Annotated in this window: 15 protein-coding genes; 13 read left to right on the plus strand and 2 right to left on the minus strand. The window is 72.2% G+C overall.

Annotation, left to right across the window (positions count from 1 at the left end; genetic code table 11):
• The first annotated feature begins 7 nt into the window (after positions 1–7).
• Positions 8–1,690: an acyl-CoA dehydrogenase family protein gene (locus ACFPA8_RS19780; protein WP_386450311.1), complete on the plus strand. Its 1,683-nt coding sequence runs from the start codon at positions 8–10 to the stop codon at positions 1,688–1,690.
• Between the two features lie 48 nt (positions 1,691–1,738).
• Here ACFPA8_RS19780 and ACFPA8_RS19785 read toward each other — a convergent pair whose 3' ends face one another.
• Both ACFPA8_RS19785 and ACFPA8_RS19790 read right to left on the minus strand, forming a co-directional pair.
• On the minus strand, positions 1,739–3,745 hold the full coding sequence (locus ACFPA8_RS19785) for an alkaline phosphatase family protein (RefSeq protein WP_386450313.1): 2,007 nt from the start codon (positions 3,743–3,745) through the stop codon (positions 1,739–1,741).
• Positions 3,746–4,136: 391 nt separating this feature from the next.
• Positions 4,137–5,123, minus strand: a complete 987-nt coding sequence (locus ACFPA8_RS19790) for a carbohydrate kinase family protein (protein ID WP_386450315.1) — start codon at positions 5,121–5,123, stop codon at positions 4,137–4,139.
• Positions 5,124–5,438: 315 nt separating this feature from the next.
• On the opposite strand from ACFPA8_RS19790, the gene ACFPA8_RS19795 reads away from it, so the two are divergent.
• From ACFPA8_RS19795 to ACFPA8_RS19850, 12 genes are all read left to right on the plus strand, one after another.
• Positions 5,439–7,187, plus strand: a complete 1,749-nt coding sequence (locus tag ACFPA8_RS19795) for a P-loop domain-containing protein (protein ID WP_386450317.1) — start codon at positions 5,439–5,441, stop codon at positions 7,185–7,187.
• Complete coding sequence (locus ACFPA8_RS19800; RefSeq protein ID WP_386450319.1) at positions 7,184–7,861, plus strand: GNAT family N-acetyltransferase; 678 nt, start codon at positions 7,184–7,186, stop codon at positions 7,859–7,861. Before ACFPA8_RS19795 ends, ACFPA8_RS19800 begins: the two co-directional genes overlap by 4 nt.
• Before the next feature lie 92 nt (positions 7,862–7,953).
• Positions 7,954–8,037 (plus strand): putative leader peptide, encoded by an 84-nt coding sequence (locus ACFPA8_RS19805; protein WP_309471194.1) that lies wholly within the window; start codon positions 7,954–7,956, stop codon positions 8,035–8,037.
• 227 nt (positions 8,038–8,264) lie between these two features.
• Positions 8,265–9,962 carry a nitrite/sulfite reductase gene (locus ACFPA8_RS19810; protein ID WP_386450321.1) on the plus strand — a complete coding sequence of 566 codons (1,698 nt, stop codon included), beginning with the start codon at positions 8,265–8,267 and terminating at the stop codon, positions 9,960–9,962.
• Positions 9,963–10,434: 472 nt separating this feature from the next.
• Positions 10,435–10,662, plus strand: a complete 228-nt coding sequence (locus ACFPA8_RS19815) for a hypothetical protein (protein WP_386450323.1) — start codon at positions 10,435–10,437, stop codon at positions 10,660–10,662.
• Positions 10,659–11,366, plus strand: coding sequence for a phosphoadenylyl-sulfate reductase (locus ACFPA8_RS19820; RefSeq protein ID WP_386450324.1), 708 nt, complete (start codon positions 10,659–10,661; stop codon positions 11,364–11,366). The genes ACFPA8_RS19815 and ACFPA8_RS19820 overlap by 4 nt, the downstream gene beginning before the upstream one ends.
• 41 nt (positions 11,367–11,407) lie before the next feature.
• A complete protein-coding gene (cysC, locus tag ACFPA8_RS19825) occupies positions 11,408–11,953 on the plus strand; it encodes an adenylyl-sulfate kinase (RefSeq protein WP_386450326.1) in 546 nt (181 codons plus the stop codon).
• Positions 11,954–11,979: 26 nt separating this feature from the next.
• A complete protein-coding gene (cysD, locus tag ACFPA8_RS19830) occupies positions 11,980–12,885 on the plus strand; it encodes a sulfate adenylyltransferase subunit CysD (protein ID WP_386450487.1) in 906 nt (301 codons plus the stop codon).
• Positions 12,886–12,887: 2 nt separating this feature from the next.
• A complete protein-coding gene (locus tag ACFPA8_RS19835) occupies positions 12,888–14,273 on the plus strand; it encodes a sulfate adenylyltransferase subunit 1 (RefSeq protein WP_386450328.1) in 1,386 nt (461 codons plus the stop codon).
• Positions 14,274–14,283: 10 nt separating this feature from the next.
• Positions 14,284–15,426 carry an aliphatic sulfonate ABC transporter substrate-binding protein gene (locus ACFPA8_RS19840; RefSeq protein ID WP_386450330.1) on the plus strand — a complete coding sequence of 381 codons (1,143 nt, stop codon included), beginning with the start codon at positions 14,284–14,286 and terminating at the stop codon, positions 15,424–15,426.
• Positions 15,427–15,598: 172 nt separating this feature from the next.
• Positions 15,599–16,357 (plus strand): ABC transporter ATP-binding protein, encoded by a 759-nt coding sequence (locus ACFPA8_RS19845; RefSeq protein WP_386450488.1) that lies wholly within the window; start codon positions 15,599–15,601, stop codon positions 16,355–16,357.
• A complete protein-coding gene (locus tag ACFPA8_RS19850; RefSeq protein ID WP_386450331.1) occupies positions 16,344–17,330 on the plus strand; it encodes an ABC transporter permease in 987 nt (328 codons plus the stop codon). Before ACFPA8_RS19845 ends, ACFPA8_RS19850 begins: the two co-directional genes overlap by 14 nt.
• Positions 17,331–17,387 lie beyond the last annotated feature (57 nt).

Genomic DNA, 17,387 nt, shown 5'->3' on the forward strand with positions numbered 1-17,387 from the left:
ATCTGCCATGCCAGCCTCCACTCACACCGTGACCAACCAGCCGCCGCCGCTCGTCGACTACGACGTCTTCTCGGCCGACCGCGCCCTCGTCGAGGCGGTCGCCCGGCACGCCGCGCCCGAACGCGCCGAGGAGGTACGCGCCGAGCTGAGCGAGCTGGGCCGCGGTGCCGGCTCGGCGCAGGCGCAGGAGTGGGGCAGGCAGGCCAACGAGGTCCCGCCCGTGCTCCGTACGCACGACCGGTACGGCAACCGCATCGACGAGGTCGAATTCCACCCCGCCTGGCACCGGTTGCTCGACCGTGCCGTGGGCGCGGGGCTCACCGACGCGTGGTCGCGGCCCGACGGACAGCTCCGCCGTACCGCCGGCTTCTACGTGTGGGGGCAGGTCGAGGCGGGGCACGGCTGCCCGGTGTCGATGACGCACGCCGCGGTGCCCGCCCTGCGCAAGGAGCCCGCCCTGGCGGCTGTCTGGGAGCCGCTGCTCTCCTCGCACACCTACGCCCCGGGGCTGGACCGTCCGGCGTCGGAAAAGCCCGGTGCCATCGCGGGAATGGGCATGACCGAGAAGCAGGGCGGCAGCGACGTACGCGCCAACACGACGCAGGCCGTGCCGCTGAGCGGGGGCGGCGAGGGCGAGTACGCGCTGACGGGGCACAAGTGGTTCTGCTCCGCGCCGATGTCGGACGTCTTCCTCGTGCTCGCGCAGGTGGCAGGCGGCGGCGAGGGCGAGGGGCTCACCTGCTTCCTGGTGCCCCGCGTGCTGCCCGACGGGACGCGCAACTCCTTCCGCGTGCAGCGGCTGAAGGACAAGCTGGGCAACCGCTCCAACGCCTCCAGCGAGGTCGAGTTCGACGGGACGACGTGGGCGCAGCGCGTGGGCGAGGTGGGGCGCGGCGTGCCCACCATCATCGAGATGGTCGCCGCGACCCGGCTGGACTGCGTGACGGGCTCCGCCGCCCTGATGCGCCACGCCGTCGCGCAGGCCACGCACCACACCGCGCACCGCAGCGCGTTCGGCGGCCTGCTCACGGACAAGCCGCTGATGCAGAACGTCCTGGCGGACCTGGCGCTGGAGTCGGAGGCGGCGACAGCCCTGACGGTCCGGCTCGCCTCCGCGTTCGACGCGGCGCAGGGCGGCGGCCAGGACGCCGAGCAGGAGAGGCAGTTGCTGCGTCTCGCGGTCCCCGCCGCCAAGTACTGGGTGACGAAGCGGTGCACGCCTGTCGTGGGCGAGGCGCTGGAGTGCCTCGGCGGCAACGGGTACGTCGAGGAGTCGGGCATGCCCAGGATGCTGCGCGAGTCCCCGCTCAACTCGATCTGGGAGGGCTCGGGCAACGTTCAGGCGCTGGACCTGCTGCGCGCCCTGCAACGCTCCCCCGAGGCGCTGAACGCCTTCCTCACGGAGATCGGCCACGCCCGCGGAGCCGACCACAGGCTGGACGCGGCCACGAAGGACCTCCTCACCGAACTCTCCGACCTCGACGGCATCGAGGCGCGTGCGCGGCGTCTGGTCGAGCGGATGGCCCAGGTGCTTCAGGGGTCGCTGCTGGTGCGGTACGCGCCGGCGCCGGTTGCCGACGCGTACTGCGCCTCACGGCTGGGCGGGGACTGGGGCGCGGCCTTCGGCACGCTGCCCCACACGCTGGACCTGCCGTCGATCGTGGAGCGTGCGCGTCCCGAGGTGCCGTAGCGCTGCGGCCGGTACGCCCCCGGGCCGTGCAGGCCCGGGGGCGGACGGCTACTCCTTCTTCCCGGAGTCGTCCGACTTCCCGGAATCCTCCGGCTGTTCCGCCTTCCCGGAGTCCTCCGGCTGCTTCGCCTTCCCCGAGTCGTCCGGCTGCTCCGGCTTCCCGGAGTCGTCCGCCTTCCGGGAGCCGCCGTCGGGGCCGTAGGCGGTCATGAAGCGGTCGCGGAACTTGTCCATCCGCCAGACCGGGCTCTCCTTGCCGGGCTTGAGGCCGTCCGCCCAGTCCCAGTCGGATATCCGGTCCATGACCTTCTCGTCGCGGGCCACGATGGAGATCGGCACGTCCCGGCTGGCGTGGTTGCCGACGACTGTCGGGACGGGCTGGTGGTCTCCGAGGACGACCAGGACGGTGTCGTCGTCGCCGTACTTCTCCAGGTACGACGTGAGGGTGTGCATCGAGTACTGCACTGAACGCGCGTATTCCTGGCGCACCTTGCGCTCGTCCCGCCAGACGTCCTTGGGGTCCTTGCCCTCTTTCTTGATCCGGTGGTAGACGGAGCCGTCGCCGACCTCGTCCCAGCCGATCATCTTCGGCAGCGGCGCCCACGGGTTGTGGCTGGTGGCGAGGATGATCTCGGTCATGAGGGGCTTGCGGTCCTTCTTGCCGCTCTCGAGCCGCTCGTAGGCGGACATCGTGTACTGGTCCGGCACCGGTGACCAGCTGAACTTGGGGCCCTTGTAGCCCATTTCACGCGAGTCGTAGACGTGGTCGAGGCCGTAGAACTTGCCCTCCGGCCACGCCTTGGTGACGCCCGGCATCATGCCCGCCGTCCGCCAGTCCCCGGTGCGCCGGAAGGCGCGGGTGAGGGTGAAGCGGTCGCTCGACGTGAGGGTGCGGTACCGCTGCTGGTTGTCGATCCACAGGCCCGACATGAACGTGGCGTGGGCCATCCAGCTGCCGCTGCCCGTCACGGGTGAGGTGAGCCAGCCGCTGCGGGACGAGAAGCCGGCGCCCTCCAGGCGCTCCTTGCCGTCCGCCAGTGCGCGGTTGACGCCGGAGGACATCTCGGGGTTCTCGATGGCGTCGCGCCCGTAGCTCTCCACGAACGCGAAGATGACGTCCTTGCCCCGCAGTCCGGTCAGCAGCCGGTCCGGGGGCGTCCCCTCGAATTTGTCGTGGGCGGCCTCCTTGGCGAAGACCCGTTCGTCCTTCAGCCCGTCGCCCACCTGCTCCACGCGGTTGTTGACGAGGCCGGCGGTGATCTTTGCGGCGACGGGCACTCCGTCGCCCGGGACGGCGAGCGCGGCGAGGGTGAACCAGACGGTGCCGAGCGTCAGGGTCGTACGCATCGCCACCTGGCTGTGCATGAGCACGATGCGGCTGAGCCTGCGGACCGCGAGGGCGGTGAGGACGAGCAGGAGCACGACCAGGACGACGACCCCGATGACGGCGACGACCGCTCCGGCCTTGCCGACCGAGTCCTCCAGGAAGGCCTCGGCGTCGTCGAAGAGCACCCAGTCGAGCACCAGGTCGAACGGCCGGTCCAGGAACTGGTAGAAGCCCATGTCGATGAACTTCAGGACCGTCAGCAGGCCCAGCACGGCTCCCATGACCGTCGCCGCCGCCCGCTTCGCCTTCGGCGGAAGGATGAGCAGGAACGCGACGCCGAAGATCGCCTCCCCGGGTATGCGCAGGAACGCGCCGAGGGTGAGGCGGTTGATCTCGTTCGGCAGGAGCAGCGCGGCGAGGACGAGGGCGGCGGCCAGGACGGTGGTCCCGTGCTTCACGTACAGGGCGGCGGCCGGGTACTTGGCGCGCCAGCCGCGGGCCGCCGGGGCGTCGTCCGTGGAGCCGGGCCCGCCGTCCGCGGGGGTTCCGGTGCCGTCGGCTCTCTCGCCCCGGGGCCGGCCCTCACCGGTTGTGGTGTCCGTGCCTGCCTCGTCGGCGGCGTCGGCGGCGGCCGGTGCGGTCTCCGGGGAACCCTCCGTCGTCCGGCCGCCCTCCGGGGTCGCCTTTTCCTTTTTCTGCAGCTGACGGGAGCTGGTGAAGAGCGGCAACCCGGAGGTCCTTCCGTGCGAACTTCTGTGGTGACACGGCGGCCGGGTTCTCGGGGAACCGGGACCCGCCGCTGGTGTACGGCCTGCCGCGGGTCCAGTTCGATCACTGAAGCCGCCTGCGCGGGCAGCGTACGCCGAGAGGGTGAACGGGTTGGCCGATTTGGCAGCCCCGACGGAGAACTTGCCAGTGCTTGGCACTACCCCGGAAAAGTCTTGACGGTGCAGGCACACGCGCCGCGTTCCGAAAGGACCGCACCCGACGCGAAGCATCACAAAGCGCTGCAAAAAGGCACGAAGAAGCGTGAAGGAACCCAACGATCCCAGGCGCCCGAAGAAGCACCGGTCCGCCGCTCCACGCCTCCGTCCCGCTGCGTTCCGCTGCGCCGCTTCGCTACAGGTCGCCCGCCCAGGGCGGGTTCGCCCCGCGCACCGCGCAGACCGCCGCCGCGACGCGGGCGCCGAACGCGAGGGCTTCCCGTACCCGGCCGGGCCGGAGCGCGTCCAGACGGCCGCCCAGCGCTCCCGCGGTGTGCAGCGAGTGCAGGAAACCGGCCATGAAGGAGTCGCCCGCTCCCACGGAGTCGACGACCTCGACGTGCGGGGCGGGGGCACGCATCCGCTCGCCGTCGAGGGACGCGAAGACCCCGTCGGCGCCGAGGGTGACGACGACGAGGCGCGCACCGTCCCCGTGGAAGGTGTCGGCTGCCTCCTCGGGCGAAGTGCCCCCGGGCAGGAGGTGTGCGAGGTCGTCGTCGGAGAGCCGCAGGATGTCCGTGGCGGCGCACCAGCGCGGCAACGCGGCACGGTAGGCGGCGGGTTCGACGAGCAGGGGGCGCACGTTGGGGTCGATGGAGACGGTCGCGCGGGCCGCCACGTCCGCGAGGAGTTCCTCCACGGCCCGGCCGCCCGGCGGACGTACCAGTGCGAGCGAGCCCGTGTGCAGGCAGGAGACCGGGCCGCGGGCCGCCGCGGCCAGCTCCTGCGGAGTCCACTGCCAGTCCGCGGTGTTCTCCGCGTGGAACGAGTAGTCGGCCCGTCCGTCCTCGTCGAGGTCGGCCACCGCGAGGGTGCTCGGCTCGCTCGCGGCGACCGCTCGGCTCAGATCGACGCCGGAGCCGGCGAGATGGTCGCGGAAGAGGCGTCCGAAGACGTCGGAGGAGAGCCGTCCGAGGAAGCGGGTGGGCGTACCGAGCCGGGCCAGGGCCACGGCCGTGTTGGCGGGGCCGCCGCCGGGGAGCACGTCCAGTCCGATGGCGGGCGTCCCCGCGTGCCCGGCCGGGGCCCGGACGAAAGCGTCGGCGACGCACTCCCCGAGCACGGCGACGGGGGCGGCACCGGCGGCGGAGGGGGACGGTACGGACGGCTCGGACTCGGGCATGCGAAGACCTCACGGGTTCGAGGGGCCGAACAGGGCTCGGCGGATGCGGCGGGCGAGAGGGGCGGCAGCCGGCGCGGCTCGCGCTGGAGTCCAACAGCCGCCCGTTCCCCTGTCAACGCGGACCGGCGGCGAACGGACAGCGAACGGGCGGCGCCGGCGCCGCACCGGGCGGCCCGGCCGGCATCGGGCCGCTTCCCGCTCTTCCCCGCCGCCGGGCCGGGGCCCCTGCGCTCCGGCCTGCCCACGGTCCGTGCCGGTTGTACGCGTTCTGTATCGTCCCGTCGCAGAAGTCCCCCTGCGGAAGGAACCGACTCAGTGCCACGGGAGCAAGGCGCCCCGCGCGACGGCCTGGAGGAGCAGCTCGGGCGTCTCGACGGAGCACCGTACGGGCGCTACAAGGGGCTGGTCGGCACCTGGAGACTGCCCGGCGCCGAGAAGTCCGGCGGGACGCTGCGGCTGGTGCGGGCGCAGGCCGATCCCTTCGCGCCGCCCGCACGGGCCGCTCTCCATCTGCCGCCGGACGCCGCGGCCTTCCCGGCGGACCTGCGGGCGACGCCCGTACGCCGCCGGGCGCTGGCGAGCTTCCTCGCCCGCCGAGCGGCCGAAGTCGCCGACGGCGAGCAGTCGTTGCGCATCGACGCCGGCGGCCAGGAGGTCCTGGACCGCAGTTCGTGCCAGATCGGCGCCGACGGAGGTGTGACGCTCCGCTTCGGTCTCTCGCTGCCGGGCAAGGGCCGCCGCATCGACGCCCGGTACGCGCAGCGCCTGCTGTGCCGCAGCGCGCCCCGCATCGCCGAGCGCGCTCTGCGCTTCGCGGCCCTGGACGCGGGCGCCGTACGGGAGTTCGTGGAGACGGTCGAGGACTCCGACGCGCTGCGTGCCGCCCTCCCCGCGCTGGGCCTGGTGGCGTTCGTCGCGGACGGTGCGGTGCTGCCGCGCGGCAGCGGCGTCGACGACCGGCCGGCGACGGGCGCCGGGGTCGTGCCGTTCACGTCGCCGGAGAACATGCGGGTGACGGTGGAGCTGCCGCACGCGGGTCCCGTCACCGGTATGGGGCTGCCGGAGGGCGTGAGCCTGGTCGTCGGCGGCGGCTTCCACGGCAAGTCGACGCTGCTGCGCGCTCTGGAGACGGGCATCTGGGACCACGTACCGGGCGACGGCCGTGAACGCGTCGTCTCCCGGCCCGAGACGGTGAAGCTGCGGGCCGAGGACGGCCGCCGGGTCGAACGCGTCGACGTGCACGCCTTCGTCGACCACCTGCCGGACGGCTCCGACACCACGGACTTCTCCACCGGCAACGCCTCGGGCTCGACCTCGCAGGCGGCCTCCCTGTGCGAAGCGGTGGAGGCAGGAGCGCGGGTACTGCTGATCGACGAGGACACCGCGGCGACGAACCTGATGATCCGCGACGCCCGCATGCAGGCGCTGGTGGCCAAGGACCGCGAGCCGCTGACCCCGCTGGTGGACTCCGTACGCTCCCTCCACCGTGACCACGGTGTCTCGACGGTGCTGGTCATGGGCGGCTCCGGCGACTACCTGGAGGTCGCCGACCGGGTGCTGATGATGGACGCCTACCGGCCCTCGGACGTCACCTCGCGGGCCCGCGAGGTCGCGTCCGTGCCGACGGGACGGCACGCGGAGGCGGAATCCTTCCCGCCGGTCGTGCACCGGGTCCCCGAGCCGGCCTCGCTGGAGGCGGAGTCGCGCGGGCGCAGGCGCGTACGGTCCCGGGGGGAGGACGCGCTGACGTTCGGCGAGCACGAGGTGGACCTGCGGTCCGTGGAGCAGATCACCGACTCCCGGCAGGTGACGGGCATCGGGCTCGCACTGGAACTCCTGGTGCGCCGCGGCCACGTGGACGGCAGGCGCACCCTCGCCGAGGCGCTGGACCTGCTCGACCGCGACCTGGCTCGGGGAGCGGAGGCGCTGCTCGCGGTCCGGGACGAGGACTTCGCCGTCCCGCGCCGCTTCGAGACGGCCGCGGCTCTCAACCGGGTGCGCGGTCTCCGCGTTCACCGGCAGGCCCCGCAGCGGGCCGGGAGCGGGAAAGGGCGGAACGCATGAACGCCGACCCCGGGAAGCCGACCGTCACCACCTGGTTCCTGGAGCAGACCGCACCCGACGATCTGCGGGAGGCCCGGCCGCCGGAACCGTCCGCCGACGTCAGCGTCGTGCGGGCGCAGGTGCCCAGCGCCGACTTCAGCCGGTTCCTCTACTCCTCCGTCGGAGCGGACGTCGAGTGGACGGACCGGCTGGCGTGGACGTACGCGCGGTGGCGGGAGTGGCTGGAGCGGCCGGGCGTGGAGACATGGGTCGCCTACGAACGGGGCACGCCCGCGGGATACATCGAACTCGACGGCGCCACCCCGGACACCTCCGGCCGTGCCATCCGGCCGGGACGGTCCGTCGAGATCAGCTACTTCGGGCTGCTGCCCGCATTCCGCGGGCGGCGCATCGGCGGGCACCTGCTCGGCTTCGGGACGGCGCGCGCCTGGGACCTGGCGCGGCGGTGGCCCGACAGGCAGCCGACGAACCGGGTCTGGCTGCACACCTGCAGCAAGGACGGGCCGCACGCGCTGCGCAACTACCAGCGGCGCGGCTTCCGCATCTTCGCCAAGGAGGTCGCGCAGGAGCCCGCCCCCGCACCGGTGGAGCAGGACGCGGACCCGGCCGCGCCCGCGGTACCGGGACCCGGGCGGCCGGAGCCGTCGCAGGGGTCCCGACCTGCGGAAATGTGAGCCCTCACACATCGTCCCGCAGTATGAGACGTTTTCGTCCATGATTTGGACGGTAGTGGACTGCCCGATCCGCGCCGTGCGACGCTTCCGTCATGTCTCGCGCTGGAATCGCCTTGGTGAGTCGACGCCACGTCGACCTCGGCCGCATGTCCAGCGCCATCTGTCCGGCGGGCTGACAGTCCCAGCACCGCCGACCCACCAGCCGCCCTCACTGACGCGGGCGCGCCCACTCCCCGCTTGAACTGCTCCGTCCCCGCCTGCCCGTAGCCGCACGTCGCCGACGTACGCGCAGGTCGGGGAAGGCTGAGCGACGCCCGCTGCCCAGGACCGTTCCCGGAACCGGCCGCGCCCCGGCAGGGCGCCCGGAAAGGGGACCCCCAAGGACGCCCGAAGGACGACCAACATGGCTGACACCTCCAAGCAGCCCGCTTCCGCCCCGAGCCGGCGCAAGGCCGGCCGCCACCGCGGCGAGGGCCAGTGGGCCGCTGGGCACTTCACTCCGCTCAACGGCAACGAGCAGACGAAGAAGGACGACGACGGTCTCAACGTACGGACACGTATTGAGACCATCTACGCGCACCGCGGCTTCGACTCCATCGACGGAGCGGACCTGCGCGGGCGCATGCGCTGGTGGGGTCTGTACACGCAGCGCAAGCCCGGCATCAGCGGCGGCAAGACCGCGATCCTGGAACCGGAGGAGCTGGACGACGAGTTCTTCATGCTCCGCGTCCGCATCGACGGAGGGCAGCTGACGACCCGGCAGCTGCGCACCATCGGCGAGATCTCGCAGGAGTTCGCACGCGGCACCGCCGACATCACCGACCGGCAGAACGTGCAGTTCCACTGGATCCGCATCGAGGACATGCCGGAGATCTGGCGGCGGCTGGAGGGCGTCGGCCTGTCCACCACGGAAGCCTGCGGCGACACACCGCGCGTCATCCTCGGCTCGCCCGTCGCCGGGATCGCCGCCGACGAGATCATCGACGGCACGCCCGCCATCGAGGAGATCCACCGCCGCGTCATCGGCAATCCGGCGTACTCGAACCTGCCGCGGAAGTTCAAGACCGCTGTGTCCGGCTCGCCCCTCCTCGACGTCGCGCACGAGATCAACGACGTCGCGTTCGTCGGCGTGGATCACCCCGACCACGGGCCGGGCTTCGACGTGTGGGTCGGCGGCGGCCTGTCCACCAACCCCAAGCTCGGGGTGCGGCTCGGCGCGTGGGTGCCGCGCGACGAGGTCGCCGACGTGCACGAGGGCATCGTCTCCGTCTTCCGCGACTACGGCTACCGGCGGCTGCGCACCCGGGCCCGCATCAAGTTCCTCGTCGCCGACTGGGGGGCCGAGAAGTTCCGTCAGGTGCTGGAGGACGAGTACCTGCTCCGGAGGATGGCCGACGGGCCCGCGCCCTCGAGTCCCGTGCAGCAGTGGCGCGACCACATCGGCGTCCACCGGCAGCGCGACGGCAACTTCTACGTCGGTTTCGCGCCGCGCGTGGGACGGGTCGACGGCGGGACGCTGGCGAAGATCGCCGACCTCGCCGAGTCGCACGGCTCGGGCCGCGTCCGTACGACCGCCGAGCAGAAGATGATCGTCCTCGACGTGGCCGAGGACGAGGTGCAGTCCCTGACGGACGCGCTGGAGGCGCTGGACCTGACGGCGCGCCCCTCGGTCTTCCGCCGCGGCACCATGGCCTGCACCGGCATCGAGTTCTGCAAGCTGGCCATCGTCGAGACCAAGGCCCGCGGCGCGTCGCTGATCGACGAACTCGAGCGCAGGCTCCCGGACTTCGACGAGCCGGTCACCATCAACGTCAACGGCTGCCCCAACTCCTGCGCCCGCATCCAGGTCGCCGACATCGGCCTCAAGGGACAGCTGGTCACCGGTGCGGACGGTGAGCAGGTCGAGGGCTACCAGGTGCACCTCGGCGGGTCCCTCGGGATGGAGCCGGGCTTCGGCCGCAAGGTGCGCGGACTGAAGGTCACCGCCGAGGAACTGCCCGACTACATCGAGCGGGTGCTGCTCAACTTCCGTGAGCAGCGCGAGAACGGCGAACGCTTCGCCCAGTGGGCGGCCCGCGCGGAAGAGGGTGCGCTCAAGTGAGCGAGCCTCGGCGCGCGGCGTCGGCTGGACCGAGGAACCGCGCAGCGACGAAGGAGCAAGCAGTGACCAGGGAAGCCGACGCACCACAGCGGGCCGAGGCTGAGCGGGAGACACAGCGAGCGAGCCCCGGCCCGCGGCGTCGGCTGCACCGAGGAACCGCGCAGCGACGAAGGAGCAAGCAGTGACGAGGGAAGCCGACGCACCAGAGCGGGCCGAGGCTGAGCGGGAGACACAGCGAGCGAGCCCCGGCCCGCGGCGTCGGCTGGACCGAGGAACCGCGCAGCGACGAAGGAGCAAGCAGTGACCAGGGAAGCCGACGCACCAGAGCGGGCCGAGGCTGAGCGGGAGACACAGCGAGCGAGCCCCGGCCCGCGGCGTCGGCTGCACCGAGGAACCGCGCAGCGACGAAGGAGCAAGCAGTGACGAGGGAAGCCGACGCACCAGAGCGGGCCGAGGCTGAGCGGGAGACACAGTGAGCGAGCGAGCAGCGCCGTTCTACTGCCCGTACTGCGGCGACGAAGACCTGCGTCCTTCCGAGGAGGGTGCCGGGACCGGCAGGGGCGCAGCGTGGGAGTGCGCCTCCTGCAACAGGGCGTTCAAGCTCTCGTTCCTCGGGCTGCTGGCCAGGGGCCTGCCGCGCGGACACGACGGAGACGGCCCGGACGCCACGGACGGCAGAGCAGGAGGTGGCACCCGATGACCACCGCACAACGGCACTCCCCGGCACAGCTGCGGCAGCTCGCGCAGGAGGCGGGGCGTGAGCTGGAGGACGCGCCCGCGCTGGACGTACTGCGCTGGGCCGCCGAAACGTTCGGACGCCGCTTCTGCGTCACCTCCTCCATGGAGGACGCCGTCGTGGCACACCTCGCGTCGCGGGTCCTGCCCGGTGTGCCGGTGGTCTTCCTCGACACGGGCTACCACTTCCCGGAGACCATCGGGACGCGCGACGCCGTCGCCGCCGTCATGGACGTCGAGGTGATCACGCTGACTCCGCGGCAGAGCGTCGCCGAACAGGACGCCGAGCACGGCCCGAAGCTGCACGACCGCGACCCCGACCTGTGCTGCGCGATGCGCAAGGTGGCGCCGCTGGAAGAGGGTCTGCGCGAGTTCGACGCGTGGGCGACGGGCCTGCGCCGCGACGAGTCGCCGACCCGTGCGGACACACCCGTCGTCGGCTGGGACGAGCGGCGCCGGAAGGTCAAGGTCTCCCCGATAGCGCGCTGGACGCAGGAGGACGTCGACTCCTACGTCGTGGAGCACGGCGTGCTGACGAATCCCCTGCTCTCGGACGGATACGCGTCCGTCGGCTGCGCCCCGTGCACCCGGCGCGTTCTTGAGGGCGAGGACGCCCGCGCAGGACGCTGGTCGGGACAGGGCAAGAGCGAGTGCGGAATCCACCTGTGACGGCGGATACGGGAACTCAACTCGGGGGCAGGGAGCGGGAGATGAACGTAACGGGCCAGGGAGCGACCGTCTGGCTGACGGGCCTGCCCAGCGCGGGCAAGACCACCATCGCGGGTGTGCTCGCGGAGCAGCTCACCGCGCAGGGCCGCCGCGTGGAGGTGCTGGACGGCGACGAGATCCGCACCTTCCTCTCGGCGGGGCTCGGCTTCTCCCGGGAGGACCGCGACCTGAACGTGCAGCGGATCGGGTTCGTCGCCGAACTGCTCGCGTCGCACGGCGTGATCGTCCTCGTGCCGGTCATCGCGCCGTACGCGGACAGCCGGGAGGCGGTGCGCAAGCGTCACCAGGCCGCAGGCACCGGCTACCTGGAGGTGCACGTCGCCACCCCGGTGGAGGTCTGCTCCGAGCGCGACGTGAAGGGCCTGTACGCCCGGCAGGCGTCCGGAGAGATCTCCGGGCTGACGGGCGTGGACGACCCGTACGAGGCCCCCGATGCGCCCGATCTGCGGATCGAGGCCCACCGGCAGGGCGTGGAGGAATCCGCCGCGGCGCTGCGGGCGCTGCTGAGTGAGAGGGGACTGGCGTGACGACGGCGATCACGACGCTGGAGGAGATGGACAACCCCTACGCGCTGTCGCACCTGGACGCGCTGGAGTCGGAGGGTGTGCACATCTTCCGCGAGGTGGCCGGGGAGTTCGAGCGTCCGGTGATCCTGTTCTCCGGCGGCAAGGACTCCATCGTCATGCTGCACCTGGCGCTGAAGGCGTTCGCGCCGGCGCCCGTGCCCTTCGCGCTGCTGCACGTGGACACCGGGCACAACTTCCCGGAGGTGCTGGAGTACCGCGACCGGGTCGTGCGGCAGCACGGACTGCGGCTGCACGTCGCCTCCGTGCAGGAGTTCATCGACCGCGGCGAACTCCGGGAGCGTCCCGACGGCACCCGCAACCCCCTGCAGACGGTGCCGCTGCTGAACGCCATCGAGACGGCCCGGTTCGACGCGGTCTTCGGCGGCGGGCGCCGGGACGAGGAGAAGGCCCGCGCCAAGGAGCGGGTCTTCTCCCTGCGTGACGAGTTCGGCGGCTGGGACCCCCGGCGTCAGCGCCCCGAGCTGTGGCAGCTCTACAACGGCCGTCACGCGCCGGGCGAGCACGTGCGTGTCTTCCCGCTGTCGAACTGGACCGAGCTGGACGTGTGGCAGTACATCGCCCGCGAGCGGATCGAACTGCCCGCCATCTACTACGCGCACGAGCGCACCGTCTTCTCCCGCTCCGGCATGTGGCTGGCCCCCGGTGAGTGGGGCGGCCCCGGTGAGGGCGAGCGCGTCGAGCAGCGACTGGTCCGGTACCGCACGGTGGGCGACATGTCGTGCACGGGTGCCGTCGACTCCGACGCCGACACGGTCGAGAAGGTCATCGCGGAGATCACCGCGTCCCGCCTGACCGAGCGCGGCGCCACCCGGGCCGACGACAAGCTCTCCGAGGCCGCCATGGAGGACCGCAAGCGCGAGGGGTATTTCTGATCATGAACTCACCCGCCACGCCCGCCGGTCACGGCGCACGCGACGACGCGCTCGCGGCCACGTCGCTGCTGCGCTTCGCCACCGCCGGCTCCGTCGACGACGGCAAGTCCACCCTGGTCGGACGGCTGCTGCACGACTCGAAGTCGGTGCTGGCCGACCAGTTGGAGGCCGTCGAGCACGCCTCCCGCAGCCGCGGCCAGGAGGCCCCCGACCTCGCGCTGCTCACGGACGGGCTGCGCGCGGAGCGCGAACAGGGCATCACCATCGATGTCGCCTACCGCTACTTCGCCACGCCCCGCCGCCGGTTCATCCTCGCCGACACCCCCGGCCACGTGCAGTACACCCGCAACATGGTCACCGGGGCCTCGACCGCGGAGCTGGCAGTCGTCCTCGTCGACGCCCGCAACGGCGTCGTCGAGCAGACCCGCCGGCACGCCGCCGTGGCCGCGCTGCTGCGCGTCCCGCACGTGGTGCTCGCCGTCAACAAGATGGACCTCGTCGGCTACGAGGAGGGCGTCTTCGCCGCCATCGCCGAGGAGTTCACCCGCTACGCCGCCTCGCTCGGCGTTCCCGAGATCACCACGATCCCCATCTCCGCGCTCGTCGGCGACAACGTCGTGACGGCCTCCGCCCACATGGACTGGTACGGCGGGCCGACCGTCCTGGAGCACCTGGAGACCCTCGCCGTCACCGACGACCCCGGCGACGACCCGGCACGCTTCCCCGTCCAGTACGTGATCCGTCCGCAGACGCCCGAACACCCCGACTACCGCGGCTACGCGGGGCAGATCGCCTCCGGCCTGCTGCGCGTCGGCCAGCAGGTCACGGTGCTCCCCTCGGGGGAGAGCAGCACGATCGAGGCGCTGGACGTGCTGGGCGAGTCCGTCGACGTCGCCTGGGCACCGCAGTCCGTCACCGTCCTGCTGGAGGACGACCTCGACATCTCCCGCGGCGACATGATCGTGCCGTCCGACGCGGCCGTCACCGCGAGCCAGGACCTGACGGCGACCGTCTGCCACCTCCACGACACGCCTCTGACGCCCGGTGCACGCGTCCTGCTGAAGCACACCACGCGCACCGTCAAGGCGATCGTGAAGGAGATCCCGTCACGCCTGACCCTGGACGACCTCTCCCAGCACCCCGAACCGGGGCAGCTGGTGGCCAACGACATCGGACGCGTCGTGCTGCGCACGTCCGAGCCGCTGCCCGTCGACGCCTACGCCGACTCCCGCCGCACCGGCTCCTTCCTGCTCATCGACCCGGCAGACGGTTCCACGCTGACCGCCGGGATGGCCGGCGACGCCTTCGCCGAGGCCGTACGGGACGCGACGGGCACCGCGGAAGCGGGCGCCGGGGGCGCCGCGGACGACGACGGCTGGGACTTCTGAGGCCGCCGCCATGCCGACACCGACCCGCCGGTTCACCGCCCGGGAGCACGCGCGTCCCCGGACTGCGCGCGCCCTCGCGGCGCTCACCGCGCTCGCCGCGCTGCCCCTGCTGGCCACGGGCTGCGGCTACGGATCCAAGGCCCCCGCGGACAGGGGCGGCCCGGCGGCCGTCGGCGGGAAGAAGGCAGGCGGGCTCGGAGAGGTGAAGATCGGCTACTTCGGCAACATCACGCACGCCACGGCGCTCGCCGGGCTCCGCACGAACGGCGAGATCCCGAAGGAGCTGGGCGGCACGAGGATCTCCACCCAGGTCTTCGACGCCGGTCCCGCGGCCATCGAGGCGCTCAACGCGAAGGCCGTCGACATGACGTGGGTCGGCCCCTCCCCCGCGGTCAACGGCTACGCCAGGTCCGGCGGCGAGAACCTGAAGATCGTGGCGGGGGCGACCTCGGGCGGCGCGTCCCTCGTCGTCGACCCCGAGAAGATCCGGTCGGCCCGGGACCTGAAGGGCAAGCGGATCGCCACCCCTCAGCTCGGCAACACGCAGGACGTCGCGCTCTTCCACTTCCTCGCGGGCAAGGGCCACGAGGTCAGCCCCGAGACCGGCAAGGGCGACGTCTCCGTGCTGCGGCAGGACAACAAGGAGATCCCGACGGCCTTCCAGCAGGGCGGAATCGACGGCGCCTGGGTGCCCGAGCCCACGGCCTCGGCGCTCGCCGCCAGAGGCGGCAAGGTGCTGCTGAACGAGAAGGAGCTCTGGAAGGACGGCGAGTTCGTCACCACCAACCTGGTCGTGCGGAAGGACTTCCTGGAGAAGCACCCCGACGTGGTCGAGGCGGTCGTGCGCGGCTCGGTGCGTACCAACGCCTGGATCGGCGAGCACCCGGAAGAGGCGAAGCAGCACATCAACACCGCCCTGCAGCGGGACGCGGGCAAGCCCCTGCCGCGGCCCGTCCTCGACTCCGCCTTCGAGGAGATCGAGGTCACCGACGACCCGCTGGCCGCCACGCTCGCCCTCCAGGCGCGGCACGCGGTCGGCGCGGGACTGCTGGACAAGGCCCGCCTGGAGGGCATCTACGACCTCTCGATCCTCAACAAGGTGCTGAAGGGCGAGGGGAAACCCACCGTCGACGAAGCCGGACTGGGCAGTTGACGACCCCACCGCGCCCCTCCCCTGCGCCCGCCCCTTGCACGGACCACGGACCACGCACCACCCCGACCCGGAGGTGACAGCGATGAGCACCACACTGACCACGAAGCCCGCCGCGACACGGCCCGCCGCGACATCCGCGGCCGGGGCGGGCGTCGCGGGCGCCCGCCCCGCCATGGACGAGGCCGGCTACGCGGCCCGCATCGACCGCGTCTCCAAGTCCTTCGGACGTGCGGAGACGCGGCAGCTCGTACTGGACGACATCGGACTCGACGTCGCACCCGGCGAGTTCGTGACGCTGCTCGGCGCCTCCGGCTGCGGCAAGTCGACCCTGCTGAACCTGGTGGCCGGACTGGACGAGCCCTCAGCCGGCTCCATCGACGTGCCCGGTGGACGGCCGTCCCTGATGTTCCAGGAGCATGCGCTCTTCCCGTGGCTCACGGCGGGCAGGAACGTCGAACTGGCGCTGAAGCTGCGCGGAGTGCCCAAGGGGGAACGGCGTGGCGAGGCCGAGCGCCTGCTGGAGCTCGTACGGCTGACGGGGGCGCACCGCAAGCGGGTGCACGAACTCTCCGGGGGCATGCGGCAGCGTGTGGCACTGGCCCGCGCACTCGCCCAGGACAGCCAACTGCTGCTGATGGACGAGCCGTTCGCGGCGCTGGACGCCATCACCCGGGACGTCCTGCACGAGGAGCTGACCAGGATCTGGTCCGAGACGGGGGTCTCTGTGCTCTTCGTGACGCACAACGTGCGCGAGGCGGTCCGTCTGGCACAGCGCGTGGTGCTGCTCTCCTCCCGGCCCGGCCGCGTCGCACGCGAGTGGACGGTGGACATCCCGCACCCGCGCCGCATCGAGGACGCCGATGTCGCCGCCCTGTCCGTGGAGATCACCGAGGAGCTGAGGGGAGAGATCCGACGGCATGGCCGGAACTGAGACGGAACGCGCCGCCCCTGGCACGGAATCCGGCCGCACCCCGCACCCGGACGGCGCCGCACGGCAGCACGGCACGACACGGCAGGACGGCACCGCGCACCCGGACAGTGCCACCGACCTCGCGGGGCTGGAGGCCGGACTGGACGCCCTGGACTCGCGTACCGCCACGCGCCGTCCGCCGCTGGGAGACGTACTGCGCCACAAGGTGCTGCCGCCCGTGGTGGCCGTCGGGCTCGTACTGGCCCTGTGGCAGCTGGCGTTCGCGCTGCACCTCAAGGAGCCGTACCAGCTGCCCGGCCCCATGATGGTCTGGGACGCCCTGGCCGAGGAGTGGTACAAGGGCACGATCCTGTCAGTCGTCTGGCAGAGCGTCTCGCGCGGTGCGCTCGGCTTCGCCGTGGCACTGGTGCTGGGCACGCTGCTGGGCCTGCTCGTCGCCCAGGTCAAAGCCGTCCGGGCGGCCATCGGGCCTATCCTCTCGGGGCTGCAGTCGCTGCCCTCCGTGGCGTGGGTACCGGCCGCGATCATCTGGTTCGGACTCACCGACGCCACCGTCTACGCCGTGGTGCTGCTGGGGGCGGTGCCCTCCATCGCCAACGGCCTCGTCGCCGGCGTCGACCGCATCCAGCCGCTCCACCTGCGCGCCGGACGCGTCATCGGGGCGACCGGGCTGCGCGGCGTACGGCACGTGCTGCTGCCGGGCGCGCTGCCGGGCTACATCGCGGGTCTCAAGCAGGGCTGGGCCTTCTCGTGGCGTTCGCTGATGGCGGCGGAGCTGATCGCCACCTCCCCCGAACTCGGTGCGGGGCTCGGCCAGTTGCTGGAGACGGGCCGGGCCTACCAGGACATGCCTCTGGTGCTCGCAGCCATCCTGCTCATCCTGCTCGTCGGCATCGGCATCGAACTGCTCATCTTCGCACCGCTGGAGAGGCGGGTGCTGCGCCACCGCGGACTGCTGGCAGCCGCCCGCTGACGGCGTCCCCCGGCAACCGGCTCCGTCAACCGGCCCCGTCCCCGACCCCGACCCCGA

The sequence above is a fragment of the Streptomyces ovatisporus genome, from assembly GCF_042653885.1.
Lineage (GTDB): Bacteria > Actinomycetota > Actinomycetes > Streptomycetales > Streptomycetaceae > Streptomyces > Streptomyces ovatisporus.